Source organism: Geodermatophilus sp. SYSU D00779 (assembly GCF_054050595.1).
Genome location: NZ_JBJGZQ010000034.1, coordinates 1 through 18,018, shown reverse-complemented (window position 1 = coordinate 18,018; position 18,018 = coordinate 1). Strand labels below are relative to the sequence as shown.

The following is an 18,018-nucleotide window of genomic DNA, read 5'->3' as shown; positions in this document are numbered from 1 at the left end:
CAGTGCGGCCGCCGTCCGGCGGGAACCGACGCAGCCGGTTCCCGCCGGACGGGGTCAGTGGGCGCCGCAGCCGCAGGCGTCTCCACAGGCGCAGCCGCGATCGGTCCCGTCGGCGACCGTGGGGGCGCAGTGACGGCCCTCGGCCGGCAGGTCGAGCATGGGGTTGCCGTCGAAGAAGCCGAACGGCCGCATGTGGAAGCCGACCCGCGACACCGGCATGACCGGCCAGTCCTCGGGCCGGACCACGTGGTGGGCGCCCGCGGTGTACCAGAGCACCAGGTCGGCGTCCACCAGCGACCGGTCCCCGGCGGTGTAGGCGACCAACCCGTCGGGCCCGGGGTTCTGCGCCACGTACTCACCGGCGGCGAACCGCTGGGTGGGGTCGTACGGCGTGGCCCACAGCTGCCGGGTGGCGAACCCGCCCCGCTCGGCCTGCTCGGAGCCCTCCCGCCACAGCGGGGCCGTGTACGGCCCTGGTTCGATCTTGTAGCTGGGGCGGGCGCCCAGCGCGGTCTCGGTGTCGGCGCTGCTGACCAGCCACGACCGCCCGCTGAGCGAGTCGGGCAGGCGCTGCGCCTCCAGCTCACTGGTCAGGTGCCGCTTGCGCGTCCGCCACGCGTTGCCGTGCGGGTTGTCCGGGCCGGCCGGGTCGGACACCGAGTCGACCTCGTAGAGGTTGTTGCGCTGCCCGTCGACCTGCATGTCCAGCCGGACGCTGAAGTAGTGCTCGTGGTTGGGCGCCATGAGGCCCGGCGCGACCGTCGTCCCCCAGACCGGGTCCTCCCCCACCGGCAGGGCGCCCGTGGACAGGATGCCGGTCAGCTTGATCTCGAACTCGATGGTGCCGTCGAGGTAGAGGTTCCAGTAGAAGCCGTAGTCGTAGTTGCCGACCGTGGCGATCATCGAGACGACCAGCCGGCGGTTGCGGCGGACCTCGGCGCGGCCGGTGCGGAAGTCGGTGTGCTTCCAGCCGATCGAGGCGTCCTCCTCGTGCATGCACACGGCGTTGCCGATCCTGACGGGTTCGCCGTCCTGGTCGTTGACGTACCCGTCGAAGTAGCGGATCTCGCCGAGGCAGTCGCAGCCGAGCTCCAGCGGGTTGGCCAGCCAGCCCAGGCCGTACTCGCCCTCGTCGAACACGTTCTTGTTCCAGTGCGTGGGGCGCGGGTCGCCGTAGGGGACGAACATCTCCGACAGCGAGGCGCGGTAGAGCACCGGGCGCAGCACGCCCCTGTCGACGTAGCCGACGTCGTGGAGCACCAGCCCCTCGCGAGGGGTGAAGCCGATGCGCAGCCGCCACGGCCCCCACTCGACCGCGTGCCCGTCGACGGTGAAACTCGGCCCGTCGGGCTGCGTGATGCTGATCGGCTTCATCGGCGCGCGCAGCTCGGGAAACGCCGGCACGTTGCCCGGCTCGGTCAGCAGCTCGGGCAGGTAGTTGCCCGGCTGGGGCGGCAGCGGCACCACGCCGTGGTCGGCGACGTCGAGGACGGTCATCGTGTCGAGGTCCACGGTCACGATGAGACCCTCGGCCGGACGGGCGTAGCCGTTGTCGTCGGGCTTGGACCGCACGAAGGTCAGCGGGCGAGCCAGCCTGCGCCCGCTGGGGTCGTCGTCGGGCCCGGTGTAGCCCGAGGCCCACGGGTCGAGCATCACCAGCGAGAAGTCCTCGACCCCGCGGGCCCGCATCGCGGCCTGCCACCGCTCGTCGGCCCGGACGACGTCCTCGCAGGCCATGAACTCCTCTGCCGTCATCGGCGGCTGCACGCCCTCCACGTGCCGCCAGGACAGCAGGCTCCCGGTGTCCAGCGAGACCACGGCCTCGTACGTGGCGCGCTCCCGGGGGTTGCGCAGCACCGCCCGCGCCTGCCGGTCCCAGCGCGCCCCGCGCGTCCAGGAGAGGACCACGTCCTTCGGGGGCTCGGCGAGCTCGAGGTAGACGAAGCGGGTCCCCTCCGGGAACTGCTCCTGACCACGCAGCAGCGCGGCTGCCGCCGACAGCTCCTCGGGGGTCAGCGGCTCCAACGGGTGCCCCGGCCGGGACCCGGCGGTGCCCTGGCCCCGGGCCGTGCTCGCGGTCAACGTCATCGGTTCCTCCATGGTGTCTCGATCGTCGTCGTCATCCCTGACGCTGCACCTGCTCGGGACCCGCTCCGCGTGAGCGAGCCGTTCCCGCGTCCTCCCAGCGGGGACGCGAGCCCGCGGGCGTGGGCGCGGCAGGACCTGCCGGACTCCCGCGCCCACGCCCGCGTCACCGTGACGGGAGCCCGTCCGCGTCCGGCTCGGCCGCCTCGCGCTCCTGGGTGTCCTCGAGGACCACCCGGCCGATGACCTGGTACCGCTCCGGTGAGAAGAACTTGGCGTACAGGGCGAAGGCGACTCCCCCGAGGCCCGCGAGCCCGACGATCCAGGGCGACAGCTTGAACACGATGTCGGTGGCCGCGGCGCCGGCAGCGAAGCTCGCGTTCTCGACCAGCAGCCAGATCACGTAGAGCATGCCGACCCCTCCCGCGAGCGGGGCCAGGAACGTCCGGAACCAGTTCGCCGTCTCCGGGTGCTTCTTGTGGACGTGGAAGTAGCTGACGGAGGCGAAGGCGGCGAGGGCCTGCACGATCAGGATCGCGGTGGTCCCCATGATGGCCATCAGCGCGTAGAGCTGGGCGTAGGGATCGCGGTCGGTGAAGAAGAACCAGAAGACGATCAGGGTCGCGATCGCGGTCTGCACGAAGCCGGCGATGTAGGGCGAGCCGTGCTTCTCGTGGGTCGCACCCAGCGTCCGGCCGAGCCCGGGGATCAGATCCTCTCGCCCGATCGCGTACATGTAGCGCGAGGCGCAGTTGTGGAAGGCCATGCCGCAGGCGTACGAGCCGGTCATGAGGAGGAACTCGAACAGCACGACCGCCCACGACCCGAGGTGCTGCTCCACGGGCCCGAAGAAGACCTGACCGGCGGTGTCGCCGCTCTGGGCCAGGGCGATGGACCGCTCCGGTCCGGTGCCCACGATCGCCGTCCAGGACACGAACACGTAGAAGGCGCCGATGCCGAGGACCGCGATCATGGTGGCCCGCGGGATGATCCGCTTGGGGTTCCGTGACTCCTCGCCGTACATGGCGGTGGACTCGAACCCGACCCAGGACCAGAACGCGAAGAACAACCCGATGCCCGCCGAGCCGGCGACCGCGAGGGTGCCCGCGCCGCTGGGGTCGGCCACCGTCGCATCGAGGTTCCGGAAGGCGTTGAGGGGGTTCAGCGAGCCCAGCGACCAGCCCTCGGGTCCTCCGCCGGTGACGAGGACGGTCACCGCCATGAGCGCCAGCATGAAGATCTCGGTGATCAGGAAGACGCCGAGGACCTTCGCGGTCAGGTTGACGTCGAAGTAGGTCAGCGCGGCGTTCGCGGCGAGCATCAGGATCGCGAAGAAGATCCACGAGACGTCCAGACCGAGGTGGTTGGACGCGAAGCTGCTCGCGAAGAAGGCGAAGATGCCGACGAGCGAGGCCTCGAACACCACGTAGGCCAGGGTGGTCAGCGCGCCCGCCCCCATGCCGACGACCCGGCCGAGCCCGTGGGAGATGTACCCGTAGAAGGCCCCGGTCGCGGTGATGTGCCTGGCCATCGCGGAGTAACCCAGCGCGAACAGGCCGAGCACGATGGTGGCGACGAGGTAGCCCGCCGGCGCCCCGGCGCCGTTGCCGAAGCCGATCGCGATCGGCACGTTGCCGACCATGGCGGTGATCGGAGCGGCGGTCGCGACGGCCATGAACAGCACGCCGACGATCCCGACCGCATTGGGCTTGAGCCGCTGGACCTGTTGCGGTGCGTCGGTGCCCTCGCTCCGTCGCGGGCTGCCTGCAGTGGACATACGCCTGTCACCTTCCGGTCGGGTGGAGCCGGTGCCGAGCGAGCGGGATCAGGTGTGGCCTGTGCCACGCCGGGCGGCATGGTGGCAGCGACGGTCTGGCCGAGTCAATGCCCGGTCGGACCAATCGGCGCGCAGCGCGCACCCTTGACACAAACGGTCTGACCAAACACGATCGATTCACCGACCACAGGACCGCCTGGTACGCCGGGCCCGAACAGCCCGGATGGCGCATGCACGACTACGGCTCGTTCGAGTTCGACTCCAAGCAGGACATGCTGGCGAAGTCGAAGCAGTTCTGGAACCCCGACAAGACCCAGTTCTGGTCGGACTCGGGGGTGGACCTGGTCATCGACCGCCGCGAGGGCTACCTGCTGTGGGACATGGACGGCCGGCGCCTGATCGACGTCCACCTCAACGGCGGCACCTACAACCTGGGGCACCGCAATCCCGAGGTGGTGGCCGCCCTCTCCGACGCCATGGCGAGGTTCGACATCGGCAACCACCACTTCCCGTCAGTGGCGAGGACGGCACTGGCCGAGGCCCTGGTGTCGAGCGCCCCGGCCTCGCTGACCAAGGTCGCCTACGCGTCGGGAGGTGGCGAGGCGATCGACATCGCCCTGAAGAGCGCCAGGCACGCGACCAAGAAGCGCAGGATCGTGTCGATCGTCAAGGCGTACCACGGCCACACCGGGCTGGCGGTGGCGACCGGGGACGACCGGTTCTCGCGGATGTTCCTCGCCGACCGGCCCGAGGAGTTCACGCAGGTCCCCTTCAACGACCTCGGCGCGATGGAACAGGCGCTGCGCGGCAGGGACGTCGCTGCGGTGATCATGGAGACCATCCCCGCCACCTACGGCTTCCCGCTCCCCGAGCCGGGCTACCTGGAGGCGGTGAAGCACCTGTGCGAGAAGTACGACGCGCTGTACATCGCGGACGAGGTGCAGACCGGCCTCATGCGGACCGGTGAGCTCTGGGGGATCACCAAGCACGGCATCGAGCCCGACATCATGGTGATCGGCAAGGGGATCTCCGGCGGCGTCTACCCCATCGCCGCGGTCCTGCTCAGCGAGCGCGCGGGCGCCTGGCTGTACGAAGACGGGTTCGGGCACATCTCCACCTTCGGCGGCGCGGAGCTCGGTTGCGTCGTCGCCCTGAAGACGCTGGAGATCACCACCCGACCGGAGGTCCGGTCGATGGTCCACTACATCGCGGACCTGGTCGGGCGCGGGTTGGAGACCATCCAGGCGCGTCACTCGGCCTGGTTCACCGGCATCCGGCAGAACGGCGTCGTCTTCGGGCTGGAGTTCGACCACCCCGAGGGCGCGAAGTACGTCATGCGAGAGCTGTACGACCTCGGCGTCTGGGCGATCTTCTCGACTCTCGACCCCCGGGTGCTGCAGTACAAGCCCGGGATCCTCATGCCGCCCGACCTGTGCGAGGAGTTGTTGGACCGGACCGCCGTCGGCATCGCCCGCGCCGAGGCGGCTGCGGGCTACGGGCGGCGGAGGGCCAGCTGATGAGCGAGGGGACCCCGCAGGTGCGGACGGCCGGTCACGTCCTGGAGCGGGCCGGCTGGGCCGCTCGCGCGTTCGCGCGCTACTCGGCGGCAGACGTGCAGCGGATCGTCGCGGCCGTGGCCGAGGCCGGGCACCGCGACGCCCAGCACTACGCGGAGTGGGCGGTGCGGGAGACCGGCTTCGGTGTGGTGGAGCACAAGACGCTGAAGAACGAGGCGTGCTCGCGCGGCATCGTGGCCGAGTACGCCGGGGAGGACTTCGTCACCCCCCGGATCGACGCGGCGCGCAAGATCGTCGAGGTGCCGCGCCCGGCCGGCGTCGTCCTCGCGCTGACCCCCTCGACCAACCCGGTCGCCACCGTCTACTTCAAGGTGCTCCTGAGCCTGATGACGCGCAACGCCATCGTCATCAGCCCGCACCCGATGGCCCGGGAGTGCTGCAACGCCGCAGCGACGGCGCTGGCCGAGGCCGCGGTGGCCGCGGGCGCGCCCGACGGGGTGGTCCAGTGCGTGGCCGAGCCGACCGTCCCGTTGGTCACCGCGCTGATGGAGGACCCCCGCACCGACGTCATCCTCGCCACGGGCGGCACGGCGATGGTCCGCGCGGCGTACAGCTCCGGCAACCCGGCGATCGGAGTGGGCCCCGGGAACGTGCCCGTCCTCGTCGACGCCAGCGCCGACCTCAAGGCAGCCGCCCGACGCATCGTCGAGAGCAAGGCGTTCGACAACTCCGTGCTCTGCACGAACGAATCGGTGCTCATCGTCGAGGACGCGGTGGCCGACCGCCTGTTGCGCGAGATGGAGCGGTGCGGGGCCGCCGTGCTCGATCGCGCGGACACGGCCCGGCTCAGCGACTACCTCTTCCCCGACGGCCGGCTCAACGTCGACGTCGTCGGCAGGAGCGCATCCTGGATCGCCCAGCAGGCCGGCGTGCGGGCAGGGCCTCGCACCAAGGTCCTCCTCGGGTCCTTCGACGTGGCGGTCCCCGAGGAGCCGATGACCCACGAGAAGCTCTCGCCGGTCCTCGGTGTGCTGCGCGTGCCGGACGCGCGGAGGGGGATCGAGGCAGCGCGGGCCGTCGTGCGGATCGCAGGCGCCGGCCACTCCGCGGCGATCCACTCGACCGACCCCGGGACGATCATGGAGTACGCCGCGACGGTGCCCGTCCTGCGAGTGGCGGTCAACGTCGGCAACAGCACCGGCAGCTCGGGGCTCGACACGAACCTCGCTCCCACGATGACCGTCGGCACGGGTTTCGTCGGCCGCAGCTCGCTCGGGGAGAACCTGCACCCGCGCCACCTGGTCAACTGGACGAAGATCGCCTACAACGCCGACGCCTCGGTGCCGATGGGTGACTTCGTCGGCCTGAGCCCCTGGCGGGACCAGACCGGACCGGTGCCCGGCTATCCCGTGGCCTCGAACGACCGGTCCGCCATGGCTGCACCCGCACCCGGCGAGACGCTGCGCACCGAGCGGATCGTCGCCGACGCCCTGCGGTCCCGCGGCGCCCGGCACAACGGCGACGACGAGAGGTTCCGGGCGGAGATCCGCCGGCTCGTCCTCGAAGAACTCTCCCACCTCCGCAAGGGCTGATCCGTGGCTGAGCTGCGCTCCTTCATCTTCATCGACCGGCTGCAGCCGCAGACCATGTGCTACCTGGGCACGTGGATCCGCGGCTCCCTCCCCCGGGCGGACATGGCGGCCCAGGTCATCGAGGTCGCCCCCGGCCTGGACATCGAGCCGCTGACCGACGTGGCGCTCAAGCACGCCGAGGTCCAGGCGGGGATCTTGGTCGTGGAGCGACAGTTCGGCTACCTGGAGTTCCACGGCGACACCGGCTCGGTGAAGGCTGCCGCCGCCGCCGTCCTCGACGACCTCGGGGCTCTCGAGGAGGACGCGACCCGGCCGCAGGTCCTGGCCAGCACGATCATCTCGTCCATCGACCACCAGCAGGCGTTCCTGATCAACCGCAACAAGATCGGGTCCATGGCGCTGCCCGGCGAGTCGCTGTTCGTGCTCGAGGTGCAGCCCGCGTCGTACGCCATCCTCGCCACGAACGAGGCGGAGAAGGCCGCGGAGATCAAGGTCGTCGACTACCGCATGATCGGGGCGACCGGACGGGTCTACCTGGCCGGCCGGGAGGCCGACGTCCGGCAGGCCGCCGAGGCAGCCCACGAGGTCCTGGGCAGCCGGGCATGAGCCCGCCGCTCCCGGAGGGTCTGCGGGCGCTCATCGCCGAGACGGTCCGCGAGGTCGTGAGCGACCTCGTCGCCGCCTCCGTCCGGGACGCCGTCCCGGACGGTCTGCGCGTCGACGGCTCCCCGTCCTCGCGCGTCGACCGGGTCGCCGCCGCCCAGCCGTTCCCCACCGCTCCGTACGCCGCGGGCGCCGACAGCGGCCACGTCCCTGGCCCTGACGGCGGCCCCCGACGGGTGGAGACGGTGCGGATCCGCACCGACGCGGACCTGAACGTGTTCGTGCGCCACCTGCTGACGGTCTTCGAGGACCCCCGGAGCCGGCAGGAACTGCGCGCGGGTCGCTACCGGTTCTCCCTGGCCCCGGAGCCGCGGTCGTCCCCCGCGGGCCCGGGGCCGGCGCGGCGCGTCGAGCAGGGCGCGGTCACGGAACGGACGGTGGCGGCCGCGGCCGCGGCCGGCGAACGCCTGGTCCTCGGCCGGCGAGCGGTGCTCACCCCGCTCGCCCGGGACAAGGCCCGCAAGCTCGGCGTCCACGTGGAGAAGGAGCGGTAATGCTGCGAGCGGTCGTCACCGGGAACGTGTGGTCCACCAGGCGCATCGACGGGCTGCCCAGCGGGGCGTTCCTCGAGGTCGAGGTCGCGGGGACCGGCTCGAGGCTGGTGGCCTTCGACGTCCTGGGGAGCGGCGTCGGTGAGTCCGTCCTGGTCGTCCAGGGCTCGGTCGCGGCTGCGTGGTTCCCCGGCACGCCACCTCCGGTGGACGCGCTGATCATCGGCTCGATCGACACGCCGGGCAACGACGGCGAGGCCGCTCCCCCGGCCGGTTCGAGGATCCCCGGCCGGCGGTAGAGCGCCCCCGGTCACCGACGTCTCGCACCGTGCGAGCGGACAGAGAAGGAGCAACCAGACATGGCAAGCAGCGCGATCGGCATGATCGAGACCAAGGGGTACGTCGCCGCCCTCGCCGCCGCCGACGCGATGGTCAAGGCCGCCAACGTGACGATCAGCAGCCGGCAGGAGGTCGGGGACGGGCTCGTCTCCGTGGTCATCACCGGGGAGGTGGGCGCCGTCAAGGCAGCCACGGAGGCAGGAGCCGAGAGCGCCTCCCAGGTCGGTGAGCTCGTCAGCGTCCACGTGATCCCGCGCCCGCACCCGGACCTCGGCAGTCACTTCGACGTCGCCGCCCCCTGACGCCCTCCGCGCGTCGCGCACGGACCGGAGGTGAGACCGAGGTGAGCGAGAGCACGCCGCGCACCGAGCTACGGGTGTACCTGCTCGTGGAGGACCTGCAGAAGCAGTTCGCCGCGTACATGGGCACGCCCACCCGCGCCCGCGGCTACCCGCCGTTCGAGCGGGACCACGCCCTGATCATCGAGGTGTCGCCCGCGCTGGCGATCGAGCGCGTGATCGACCTGGCGCTCAAGTCGGTGCCCACCGTGGAACCGGGGATCCTGTACGTCGAGAGGCAGTTCGGCATCCTCGAGCTGCACTCCCGCGTCCTCGAGGACGTCGTCCGGGCCGGCCAGGCGGTCCTCGACGGGACCGGTGCCTCGGCCGACGACCAGCTGCGCCCCCGGGTGCTCTACCAGGACGTCATCGAAGACATCACCGACCAGCACGCCGTCATCCTGAACCGCAACCGGCAGGGCTCCATGGTGATGCCGGGAGAGGCGTTGCTCGTCTACGAGATGACGCCGGCGTTGTTCGCCGCGGTCGCGGCGAACGAGGCGGAGCGGGCCGCACCGGACACCACGCTGGTCGACGTGCAGATGATCGGCGCCGCCGGGCGCATCTACATGAGCGGGACCCACAAGGACGTCGTGACGGCCCGCGACCGGATCACCAGCGTTCTCGAGTCGATCGAGGGGCGGGAGCACTGATGGCGGAGCAGGAGACGACGACCCGGGAGGGCGAGGTCGACCGCGGGGACGACCGGGTGGCCGCTGTCGCGCTGACCAGGTACGGGCTGTCCGACCAGGCCAGCTGCCGGATGATCAACCTGTCCGAGAACGCCACCTACCTCGTCCACGACCCCGGCACCGGGCGCAGCGGCGTCCTGCGGGTCCACCGGGAGGACTACCACACGCGACCGGCGATCGAGTCCGAGCTGGACTGGGTCACCGCCCTCCGGGAGGAGGCCGGCGTCGCCACGCCGGTCGTGCTCCCCTCCGAGGACGGCGAACGCGTGGTCACCGCCGAGGTCGACGGTGTGGAGCGCCACGCCGTGCTCTTCGAGGTCGCCCCCGGCATCGAGCCCGACGAGCTCAAGGTCCCGCTGGACAGCTTCGAGACCCTGGGCCGGATCACCGCTCGCATGCACCAGCACGCTCGGTCCTGGCAGCGTCCCGCCGGGTTCACCAGGTTCTCCTGGGACTGGTCGTCCTCGCTCGGCGAGGACCCGCGATGGGGCCGCTGGCAGGACGGGATCGGGGTGGGCCGCGACGAGGAGCGCATCCTCGGCGCGGCCGCGGACCTGGTGCGGCAGCGACTGGAGGCCTACGGGCAGGAGCCGGATCGGTACGGGCTGGCGCACGCCGACCTGCGACTGGCCAACCTCCTCGTGCACGACGACCAGGTGACGGTCATCGACTTCGACGACTGCGGCTTCACCTGGTACCTGTACGACTTCGGCACGGCGGTCTCCTTCCTCGAGGACGACCCCCGCCTGCCGCAGTGGCAGGACGCGTGGCTGCGCGGCTATCGCGACATCGCACCGGTCACCGCCGAGGACGAGGACATGCTCGCCACCTTCGTCATGCTCCGGCGGCTGCTCCTGGTGGCGTGGATGGGTTCCCACTCCCACTCCCGCGAGTGCCAGGTCAAGGGCCCGAGCTACACGGCGGCGTCCTGCGAACTCGCCCGGCGCTACCTCGTTTCGGGTGGTCACTCGCTGCTCTAGACAGCGTCCTCTGAGAGAACGGAGTCGTCGTGTTCACACCAGTCTCGGGTCGGTCCGTCGTCGTGACCGGGGGGAGCAAGGGCATCGGCCGCGGCATCGCGAGGGTCTTCGCGTCCGCGGGCGCCAACGTGCTGATCGTCGGGCGGGGCGCGGAAGCGCTGGACGCGGCGGTCAAGGAGATGGCCTCGTTGCCCGGGGAGGTCTCCGGGCTGCAGGCCGACGTCGCCGACGTCCAGGGCTGCCAGGAGATGGTGCGGACCGCCGTCGAGCGGTACGGCGGTGTGGACGTGCTCTGCGCGAACGCCGGGATCTTCCCCTCCGCGCGACTCGAGGCGATGACACCGGAGGACCTCGAGGACGTCCTCGCCACGAACTTCAAGGGGATGGTGTACGCGGTGCAGGCGTGCCTCCCCCCGCTGCAGGAGAGCGGTCACGGCCGCATCGTGGTCGTCTCCTCGATCACCGGCCCGATGACGGGGTACCCGGGTTGGTCGCACTACGGCGCGAGCAAGGCCGCCCAGCTCGGGTTCATCCGCTCCGCGGCCATGGAGCTGGCGGGACGGCGGATCACGATCAACGCGGTCCTGCCGGGGAACATCCGCACGGAGGGCCTGGACGACCTCGGCGAGGACTACCTGCAGCAGATGGCTGCCACGGTCCCCCAGGGTCGCCTCGGACACGTGGACGACATCGCGCACGCGGCGTTGTTCCTGGCCACCGACGAGGCCGAGTACATCACCGGCCAGTCGATCGTCGTCGACGGCGGGCAGGTCCTGCCGGAGTCGTTGATGGCGCTGCAGGAGATGTGACCTGGACGGGGCCCTGCGTCGATACGCTCGTCGTCGGCGGGGTACGTGGGAACACCGGTACTCGCGGGGGAAGGTGCAGGGGCTGTCGTGGCGATGGAGCAGGCGGTGGCCGAGAACCTGCAGCGCAGGATGCTGGCCGAGATGGGGTCCGGCGCCCTGGCGCCGGGGTCGAGGCTGGGCAGCGAGCGGGAGCTCGCCGAGCACTACGGCGTCAGCCGGGCGACGCTGCGTCAGGTCCTCGCCGCGCTGCAGGAGGCCGGCCTGGTGCGGCGCGTACCGGGACGGGGCGGCGGCACGTTCGTCAACCACGCCAAGGTGGAGCGCGACCTGAGCCGCATCGCCGGCGTCCCGGCCTACCTGGCCCGGCAGGGCTACGTCGCCGGGACCCGCGTCCTGTCGACCGGGATCACCGTCGCGGACCCGCAGACGTGCTCGGCCCTGCAGTTGAAGCCGGACTCGCTGGTTGTCGACATCCGCCGGATCCGGTTGGCCGACGGGACGCCGATCTCGCTGGACCACGCGCGCTTCCCCGCCGACCGTTTCCCCGGGCTGCTCGAGATGCCGCTGGGCGGTTCGCTGTACGAGTTGCTGGAGCAGGAGTTCGACACGACTCCTGCCGATGCGGAGGAACTCATCGAGGTCGTCCACGCCACCGATGACGAGGCGGCACTCCTGTCGGTCGAGGCCGGCGCGCCGCTGCTCAGCATCTCCCGGACGACCTATGACAGCGAGGGGGCGCCCTTCGAGTTCTCCGGGGACCTCTTCCGCGCCGACCGCACCCGCATCATCACCCGGATCGCAGGGCGGGGGCTGCGCGGCAACTCCCGCCGCAACGGTGAGTTCGTCGAACTGAGCGTCACCGGGCTCGGTCAGGCCTGACGGGCGGGTCCGCACGCCTGGGGGCCGGCCCCGCTCCGCCGCGACCCGCGCCGAGCGGGACTCAGCCGGGCGGCCAGCGCAGGTCGCGGCCGCCCAGCACGTGCAGGTGCACGTGGGGCACGGTCTGCCCGGCCGCGGGGCCGGTGTTGGTGACGACGCGGTAGCCGGGCTCGACGCCGTCCGCAGTGGCCAGGCCCTCCTGGAGGGCGACCGCCTCCGCCGTGCGGACGACGGCGCCCAGCAGGTCCGGGTCGGCGTGCGCCAGCGCGGCCACGGTCGGGTGGTGCTCCTTGGGCACGACCAGCACGTGGGTCGGCGCCTGCGGGTTGATGTCCCGGAAGGCCAGCGTCCGGTCGGTCTCGTGCACGACGTCGGCCGGGATCTCGCCGGCGACCATGCGGCAGAACAGGCAGTCGGTCACGTCCCGACCCTAGGGGGCAGGTCGGCGTGGCGTCGGTCAGGATGGCGGGCACCCGTCCCTCTCCCGCCGGAGGTGTCCCGTGCCCGTCCCCGTCCCCCACGCGCGGACGTAGTGAGCACCCGCCGCGTCGCCCGGTCGGGTGGCCCCGATGCCCTGCTCCCCCCGCTCTCCCGCCGCAGCCTGCTGGCCGGCGCCGGCGTCGCCCTCGCCGCCGCGGTGGCCGGTTGCGGCCGCTCCGCCGTCTCGGCCCCGTCGGGTCCGCTGCACGTCGGCGCCATCCCCGACCAGGACCCCGAGGTCCTGCAGCGCCTGTACGGCACCGTCGCCGACGCGGTGTCCGCAGCGCTCGACCGCGAGGTCGAGTACACGCCGGTCACCGACTACGCCGCGGCCGTCTCCCTCTTCCGCACCGGCGACCTCGACCTGGTCTGGTTCGGCGGGCTCACCGGCGTCCAGGCCCGGCTGCAGACCCCCGGCGCCGAGCCGATCGCCCAGCGCGACATCGACCAGGCCTTCACCTCGGTGTTCGTGGTCAACGCCGCCACCGGGCTCGCGCCGTCCGGCGACCTGACCGCGCTGGCCCCGCTGCGCTTCACCTACGGCAGCGAGACCTCGACGTCGGGCCGGCTGATGCCCGCGTGGTTCCTCCGCGAGGCCGGCGTCGACCCGCAGGGCTTCCCCGGCGGCCCCGGCTTCTCCGGCTCGCACGACGCGACGCTGGCGCTGGTCGCCTCCGGCAGCTACCAGGCCGGGGTGCTCAACTCCCAGGTCTGGCGCTCCCGCGGCGAGCAGGGCGCGGTCGACCCGGCGGTCGTGTGCTACGCCGAGAGCCCGCCGTACCACGACTACCACTGGCTGCTCGGCCCGCAGGCCGCCGAGCGGACCGGCGTCCCCGACCTCGCCGACCGGCTGCGGGACCTCTTCACCGGCCTGCCGCCCGGGGACCCGGTGCTGGAGCTCTTCGGTGCGGGCGCGTTCGTGCCGGCGCGGGCGTCGGACTACGACCGGATCGAGGAGATCGGCCGCGACCTGGGGCTGGTCAGCTGACCGCCGTCCTGCGGCTGGACGACGTCACGGTCCGGTACGGCGGGACGACGGCGCTGGCCGGGGTCGACCTCGAGGTCGGTCCCGGCGAGCGGGTCGCCCTCGTCGGCGCCTCCGGGGCGGGCAAGTCCACGCTGCTCGCGCTGGCGAACGGCTCGGTGCCGCCCAGCGCCGGGACCGTGCGGGTGCTCGGTGCCGACCCCGCGGCGCTGTCCGGGCGGGACCGGCGCCGGCTGTGGGCGCGGGTGGGCACGGTGCACCAGTCGCTGGAGCTGGTCGGCCGGCTGCGCGTGGTGCACAACGTCAACGCCGGCCGGCTGGCGGACTGGTCGGCGGCCCGGGCGGCCTGGTCGCTGGTGCGCCCGCAGGGCCTGCCCGAGGTGCTGGCCGCGCTGGACCGGGTGGGCCTGGCCGACCGCGCCTTCGAGCGCACCGAGCGGCTCTCCGGTGGCCAGCGGCAGCGGGTGGCGATCGCGCGCCTGCTGGTGCAGCAGCCCGACCTCGTGCTGGCCGACGAGCCGGCGTCCGCCCTCGACCCGGTGCTCGCCGACCGGGCGCTGACGTTGCTCGGCGAGCTGGCGCCGGCCCGTGGCGGCGCGCTGGTCGCGGCGCTGCACGACCCCGGGCTGGTGCGCCGGCACTGCGACCGGGTGGTCGGCCTCGCCGGGGGCCGGGTCGTGCTCGACCGGCCGGTCGCCGCGCTGTCGGACGCCGACCTCGCGGAGTTCTACGGGGTGGCCCCATGACGCTGACCGTCGACCGTTCGACCCGGCCGACCGCCCCGCCGCTCCGGCGCGACCGGCGCCGCTGGGCCTGGGGCCTGGGTGCTGCGGCGGTGCTCGTCTGGTCGCTGGCGGGTGCCGGGCTGTTCAGCGGGAACGTGCTCAACCCCGGCGGGGCGGCGCAGTTCGGCCGGTTCGCCGCTGCGGCCCTGGACCCGGCGGTCGACGCGGCGTTCCTCGGTCTGCTCGCCCGGTCGTTGCTGGTCACCGTCGCCTACGCCGCGGCCGGCACCGCGCTGGCGCTGGTGCTCGGCGCGATCGGGGCACTGCTGGTCGCGCGCACCACGTGGGGAGGGCGCCCCGCCGGCTGGCTGGCCGCCCGCGGCGTGCTCGCCGTCCCGCGGGGCCTGCACGAGGCGGTGTGGGGCCTGCTGCTGGTCAACGTGCTCGGCCTGGACCCGTGGGTGGGCGTGCTGGCCATCGGGATCCCCTACGGCGCGGTGACCGCCAAGGTGTTCGCCGACCTGGTCGACGAGGTGCCGCGCGGGGCGTACCGGGCGCTGCGGGCGGCCGGGGGCGGGCGGACGGCGGCCGCGCTCTACGGGCTGCTGCCGCCGGCTGCCGGCGGGCTGCTGTCCTACGCCCTCTACCGGCTGGAGTGCGCCGTCCGGTCGGCCGTCGTCCTCGGGATGGTCGGCGCCGGCGGGCTGGGCTACCAGCTGGCGCTGTCGTTCGCGTCGCTGCGCTGGGAGCAGGTCTGGAGCGCGGTCTACGCGCTGTCGCTGCTCTGCCTGGTCGCCGACGTCGCCGGACGGGCGCTGCGTCGGCGGGTGGCCGCGTCGCCGTCGTCCGCCCGCCGGGACCCGGTGCTCGCCGCGGCGGTCGTCGGCACCGTCGTCGTGGTCGGGTGGTCGTGCTGGTACCTGGCGCTGTCGCCGGCGTCGCTGGTGTCGGAGCGCGCGGTCACGCAGCTGCACCACGTGCTGGGCGCGGCCTGGCCCCCGGCGACCGACGGCGACCTGCTGCGCACCATCGGCGTGCTCGCGGTGGACACGGTGCAGATGTCGGTGGTCGCGATCGCGGTCGCGCTGCTGGGCGCGGTGCTGCTGGCCGGTCCGGCGGCGCGGCCGGCGGGGAGGTCGTCGCCCGGACGGCGGGTCGCGGGGGCGCTGGTGCGCGGCGGCCTGCTCCTGCTGCGCGCGGTGCCGCCGCCGGTGTGGGCGCTCGTGCTGCTCTTCGTGCTGCTGCCCGGGGTGCTGCCCGGCGCGCTGGCGCTCGGCGGCTACACGCTGGGCGTGCTGGGCCGGCTGGCGGCGGAGGCCACCGAGGAGCTCGACCCGCGGCCGCGGGCGGCGCTCACCGCGCTGGGCGCCCGGCCGGCGGGGGCGTGGCTGTACGGGGTGCTGCCGCGGGCGGCCGGGCCCGTGCTCGCCCATGCGCTGTACCGGTGGGAGGTGGCCATCCGCGACACGGTGCTGGTCGGGCTGCTGGGTGCCGGCGGCCTCGGTGCGCTGCTGGCCTCGGAGCTGGCGACCTTCGACTGGGCCGCGGCGACGACGGTCCTCGCCGCGGTCGTCGTCCTGACCTGGGCGGTCGACGTCGTCAGCGACCGCGCCCGCGCCATCGTGCGCTGAGCGCCGTCATGACCGGGGCCGGACGCGGTCCAGGAGTACGTCCAGGTGCCGGGCCACCAGCGCCTGCGCCCGTTCCCCCGGCACCCGGCCCGGCTCGACGGCGACCGCCCCGGCCAGCCCGTCGAGCAACGCCAGCAGCACCGTGGCCTCGTCCCGGGCCGCCTGCTCGGCCAGGTCGGGACGGGCGGCGGCGATCAGGTGCGCGAGCAGGTCCTCGACCTGCTGCCACTCCCGCCGGTGCACCTCCGCGGTCGGCTCGTGGACGGCGGCGCGCGCCAGGCGCACGAGCCAGATCACGCTGGCCGGACGGCGCTCCTCCCCGGTGCTCACCAGCTCGTCGGCGACCGCGCGCAGGACCTCCGCGGGCCCGGCTCCCGGTGCGATGCGCCGGTCCAGCCGCGCCTCGAACTGCCGCGAGACGCGCTCCATGGCCGCGGTCAGCAGGGCGTCCTTGGTCGGGAAGTGGTGCTGCACCGCCCCGATCGACACGCCGGCCGCGGCGGCCACCCGCCGGATGCTGATGCCCTCGTAGCCCTCGGCCACCAGCAGGTCGAGCACGCAGGCGAGGAGTCGGTCGGAGGGTTCGTCCACGTCCGGCATGCTCACATCCTCGACGACCATACGACCGTATGGCTACGCTGCTCGGCCATGGACACGCGCACAGCCCGGCGCACCACTCTCCCGCCCGCGCACACGCCGTCCCCTCGCATCGCGTCGCTCGACGTGCTCCGCGGCGTGGCCATCCTCGGCACGCTCGCCACCAACATCTGGATCTTCACCGACCCCGCGGGCTTCCTCGGGTACCTCGTCGATGACACCGCGGGGACCACCCCGGCCGGGTGGGCGTGGGTCGAGGCCGTGCTGCAGCAGCTCTCCCAGGGCAAGTTCCTCGGGCTGCTCACCGTGATGTTCGGCATCGGGCTGGAGCTCCAGCGCCGGTCGGCCCTGCGTGCGGGACGTCGCTGGCCCGGCCGCTACCCGGTCCGCGCCGCGCTCCTGTTCCTGGACGGCGTCCTGCACTACCTGCTGGTCGTCGAGTTCGACGTCCTCATGGGCTACGCGGTCACCGGCGCCGTGGTGGCGTACCTCCTCGCCACGAGCGAGCGCGCCCAGCGCACCTGGATGGTCGCGGCCGCCGGCGTGCACGTCCTGCTCCTCGGCCTGGGAACGGTCGCGCTGGCGGCCGCCTCGACGCCACCGGTCCCCGGCGTGATCGAGCCGAACCCCTACGCCGACGGGTCCTGGTGGGACCTGGTGCTGCTCCGCCTCGACAACGCTGCGCTGTTCCGCCTCGAGCCCGTCTTCATCCAGGCCCTCTCGGTGGCGATGTTCCTGCTGGGCGCCCGGCTGCTGCGGGCCGGCGCGCTCGCTCCCGAGGGGGCCGGCCTGCGCCGCCGCCTGCTCCTCGTCGGCGCGGTGGCGCTGCCGGTCGACCTGGGGCTCGGGGTGTTCGGCGGCTCGGCGGGGCTGCTGCTGTCCCGGTACGGCACGGCGCCGCTGGTCGCCCTGGGCCTGCTGGCCCTGGTGGTCGAGGTGGTCGGCCGGCGCGAGCGACTCGGCGCACCCGGGCGGCGCCTGGCCGAGGTGGGGCGGATGGCGCTGAGCAGCTACGTGCTGCAGAACGTCGTCGCCTCGGCGCTCTGCTACGGCTGGGGTCTCGGCCTGGCGTCGCGGCTGGACCCCGGCGTCCGCGTGCCGGCGACGATCGCCGTGTACCTGGCGGTGGTCGCCGTCGTCGTCGCGTTCGCCCACCTGTGGCTGCGCCGCTTCGACCGCGGCCCGGTCGAGTGGCTCTGGCACTCCTCGAACCGGGCTCTGACCCGCGGCCGCTGAGCCACCCAGCACCTCGCCCGTGACGCCGCACGGCGCGGTCCCGGGCAACGCGATGGCGTCACTCGTGCCGAGCCGGCCGTCCTGGCTGACCGCCGCGGGGGGGGGGGGGGGGGGGGGGGGGGGGGGGGGGGGGGCGGCGCGGGCCGCCCCCCCCCTGGCGGGGGGGGTGGGGGGGGGCGGCGGGGGGGGGGGGGGCGGGGCG

Annotated in this window: 18 protein-coding genes; 14 read left to right on the top strand and 4 right to left on the bottom strand. The window is 73.2% G+C overall.

Annotated features, from left to right (window positions below; genetic code table 11):
- Positions 1–54: 54 nt before the first annotated feature.
- Together ACI79G_RS21870 and ACI79G_RS21865 are read right to left on the bottom strand one after the other, a co-directional pair.
- Entirely contained in the window at positions 55–2,088 is a 2,034-nt protein-coding gene (locus ACI79G_RS21870) for a primary-amine oxidase (protein WP_456883146.1), read from the bottom strand.
- 163 nt (positions 2,089–2,251) lie between these two features.
- A complete protein-coding gene (locus ACI79G_RS21865; RefSeq protein WP_456883145.1) occupies positions 2,252–3,862 on the bottom strand; it encodes an APC family permease in 1,611 nt (536 codons plus the stop codon).
- A gap of 230 nt (positions 3,863–4,092) precedes the next feature.
- Between ACI79G_RS21865 and ACI79G_RS21860 the strand changes: the two genes are divergently transcribed.
- From ACI79G_RS21860 to ACI79G_RS21815, 10 genes are all read left to right on the top strand, one after another.
- Positions 4,093–5,379 carry a class-III pyridoxal-phosphate-dependent aminotransferase gene (locus ACI79G_RS21860; protein ID WP_456883144.1) on the top strand — a complete coding sequence of 429 codons (1,287 nt, stop codon included), beginning with the start codon at positions 4,093–4,095 and terminating at the stop codon, positions 5,377–5,379.
- On the top strand, positions 5,379–6,971 hold the full coding sequence (locus ACI79G_RS21855) for an aldehyde dehydrogenase family protein (RefSeq protein WP_456883143.1): 1,593 nt from the start codon (positions 5,379–5,381) through the stop codon (positions 6,969–6,971). The genes ACI79G_RS21860 and ACI79G_RS21855 overlap by 1 nt, the downstream gene beginning before the upstream one ends.
- Before the next feature lie 3 nt (positions 6,972–6,974).
- Positions 6,975–7,577, top strand: coding sequence for a BMC domain-containing protein (locus tag ACI79G_RS21850; protein ID WP_456883142.1), 603 nt, complete (start codon positions 6,975–6,977; stop codon positions 7,575–7,577).
- Positions 7,574–8,128, top strand: a complete 555-nt coding sequence (locus ACI79G_RS21845; protein ID WP_456883141.1) for a hypothetical protein — start codon at positions 7,574–7,576, stop codon at positions 8,126–8,128. Before ACI79G_RS21850 ends, ACI79G_RS21845 begins: the two co-directional genes overlap by 4 nt.
- The gene (locus tag ACI79G_RS21840) at positions 8,128–8,424 is read left to right on the top strand and encodes a EutN/CcmL family microcompartment protein (RefSeq protein ID WP_456883140.1); all 297 of its coding nucleotides are present in this window, start codon (positions 8,128–8,130) and stop codon (positions 8,422–8,424) included. The genes ACI79G_RS21845 and ACI79G_RS21840 overlap by 1 nt, the downstream gene beginning before the upstream one ends.
- 60 nt (positions 8,425–8,484) lie before the next feature.
- Positions 8,485–8,766, top strand: coding sequence for a BMC domain-containing protein (locus ACI79G_RS21835; protein WP_091220138.1), 282 nt, complete (start codon positions 8,485–8,487; stop codon positions 8,764–8,766).
- 41 nt (positions 8,767–8,807) lie between these two features.
- Positions 8,808–9,455 carry a hypothetical protein gene (locus tag ACI79G_RS21830; protein ID WP_456883139.1) on the top strand — a complete coding sequence of 216 codons (648 nt, stop codon included), beginning with the start codon at positions 8,808–8,810 and terminating at the stop codon, positions 9,453–9,455.
- The gene (locus ACI79G_RS21825) at positions 9,455–10,474 is read left to right on the top strand and encodes a phosphotransferase enzyme family protein (RefSeq protein WP_456883138.1); all 1,020 of its coding nucleotides are present in this window, start codon (positions 9,455–9,457) and stop codon (positions 10,472–10,474) included. Before ACI79G_RS21830 ends, ACI79G_RS21825 begins: the two co-directional genes overlap by 1 nt.
- 29 nt (positions 10,475–10,503) lie before the next feature.
- Positions 10,504–11,283 (top strand): 3-oxoacyl-ACP reductase FabG, encoded by a 780-nt coding sequence (gene fabG, locus ACI79G_RS21820; protein ID WP_456883137.1) that lies wholly within the window; start codon positions 10,504–10,506, stop codon positions 11,281–11,283.
- Positions 11,284–11,376: 93 nt separating this feature from the next.
- Entirely contained in the window at positions 11,377–12,162 is a 786-nt protein-coding gene (locus tag ACI79G_RS21815; protein WP_456883172.1) for a GntR family transcriptional regulator, read from the top strand.
- Positions 12,163–12,223: 61 nt separating this feature from the next.
- Here the strand turns inward: ACI79G_RS21815 and ACI79G_RS21810 are convergent, their stop codons facing one another.
- Entirely contained in the window at positions 12,224–12,583 is a 360-nt protein-coding gene (locus ACI79G_RS21810; protein WP_175479584.1) for a histidine triad nucleotide-binding protein, read from the bottom strand.
- Positions 12,584–12,694: 111 nt separating this feature from the next.
- Here ACI79G_RS21810 and ACI79G_RS21805 point away from each other — a divergent pair, with 111 nt between their 5' ends.
- The 3 genes from ACI79G_RS21805 to ACI79G_RS21795 are packed head-to-tail and all read left to right on the top strand — an operon-like array spanning position 12,695 to position 15,983.
- Entirely contained in the window at positions 12,695–13,630 is a 936-nt protein-coding gene (locus tag ACI79G_RS21805; RefSeq protein ID WP_456883136.1) for a putative selenate ABC transporter substrate-binding protein, read from the top strand.
- Entirely contained in the window at positions 13,627–14,373 is a 747-nt protein-coding gene (locus ACI79G_RS21800; RefSeq protein ID WP_456883171.1) for a phosphonate ABC transporter ATP-binding protein, read from the top strand. Before ACI79G_RS21805 ends, ACI79G_RS21800 begins: the two co-directional genes overlap by 4 nt.
- Positions 14,370–15,983 (top strand): PhnE/PtxC family ABC transporter permease, encoded by a 1,614-nt coding sequence (locus tag ACI79G_RS21795; protein ID WP_456883135.1) that lies wholly within the window; start codon positions 14,370–14,372, stop codon positions 15,981–15,983. The genes ACI79G_RS21800 and ACI79G_RS21795 overlap by 4 nt, the downstream gene beginning before the upstream one ends.
- 6 nt (positions 15,984–15,989) lie before the next feature.
- Here the strand turns inward: ACI79G_RS21795 and ACI79G_RS21790 are convergent, their stop codons facing one another.
- Positions 15,990–16,574 (bottom strand): TetR/AcrR family transcriptional regulator, encoded by a 585-nt coding sequence (locus tag ACI79G_RS21790; RefSeq protein WP_456883134.1) that lies wholly within the window; start codon positions 16,572–16,574, stop codon positions 15,990–15,992.
- Positions 16,575–16,631: 57 nt separating this feature from the next.
- Here ACI79G_RS21790 and ACI79G_RS21785 point away from each other — a divergent pair, with 57 nt between their 5' ends.
- Entirely contained in the window at positions 16,632–17,816 is a 1,185-nt protein-coding gene (locus tag ACI79G_RS21785) for a DUF418 domain-containing protein (RefSeq protein ID WP_456883133.1), read from the top strand.
- The last annotated feature ends 202 nt before the right edge of the window (positions 17,817–18,018 follow it).

Excerpts from the sequence above, each read along its gene's own strand:
- ACI79G_RS21860 (WP_456883144.1), top strand. The coding sequence starts at position 4,093 with ATGCACGACTACGGCTCGTTCGAGTTCGACTCCAAGCAGGACATGCTG.
- ACI79G_RS21785 (WP_456883133.1), top strand. The coding sequence starts at position 16,632 with ATGGACACGCGCACAGCCCGGCGCACCACTCTCCCGCCCGCGCACACG.
- ACI79G_RS21835 (WP_091220138.1), top strand. The coding sequence starts at position 8,485 with ATGGCAAGCAGCGCGATCGGCATGATCGAGACCAAGGGGTACGTCGCC.
- ACI79G_RS21865 (WP_456883145.1), bottom strand. The coding sequence starts at position 3,862 with ATGTCCACTGCAGGCAGCCCGCGACGGAGCGAGGGCACCGACGCACCG.
- ACI79G_RS21845 (WP_456883141.1), top strand. The coding sequence starts at position 7,574 with ATGAGCCCGCCGCTCCCGGAGGGTCTGCGGGCGCTCATCGCCGAGACG.
- ACI79G_RS21855 (WP_456883143.1), top strand. The coding sequence starts at position 5,379 with ATGAGCGAGGGGACCCCGCAGGTGCGGACGGCCGGTCACGTCCTGGAG.
- ACI79G_RS21870 (WP_456883146.1), bottom strand. The coding sequence starts at position 2,088 with ATGACGTTGACCGCGAGCACGGCCCGGGGCCAGGGCACCGCCGGGTCC.
- ACI79G_RS21815 (WP_456883172.1), top strand. The coding sequence starts at position 11,377 with ATGGAGCAGGCGGTGGCCGAGAACCTGCAGCGCAGGATGCTGGCCGAG.
- ACI79G_RS21795 (WP_456883135.1), top strand. The coding sequence starts at position 14,370 with ATGACGCTGACCGTCGACCGTTCGACCCGGCCGACCGCCCCGCCGCTC.
- ACI79G_RS21840 (WP_456883140.1), top strand. The coding sequence starts at position 8,128 with ATGCTGCGAGCGGTCGTCACCGGGAACGTGTGGTCCACCAGGCGCATC.
- ACI79G_RS21825 (WP_456883138.1), top strand. The coding sequence starts at position 9,455 with ATGGCGGAGCAGGAGACGACGACCCGGGAGGGCGAGGTCGACCGCGGG.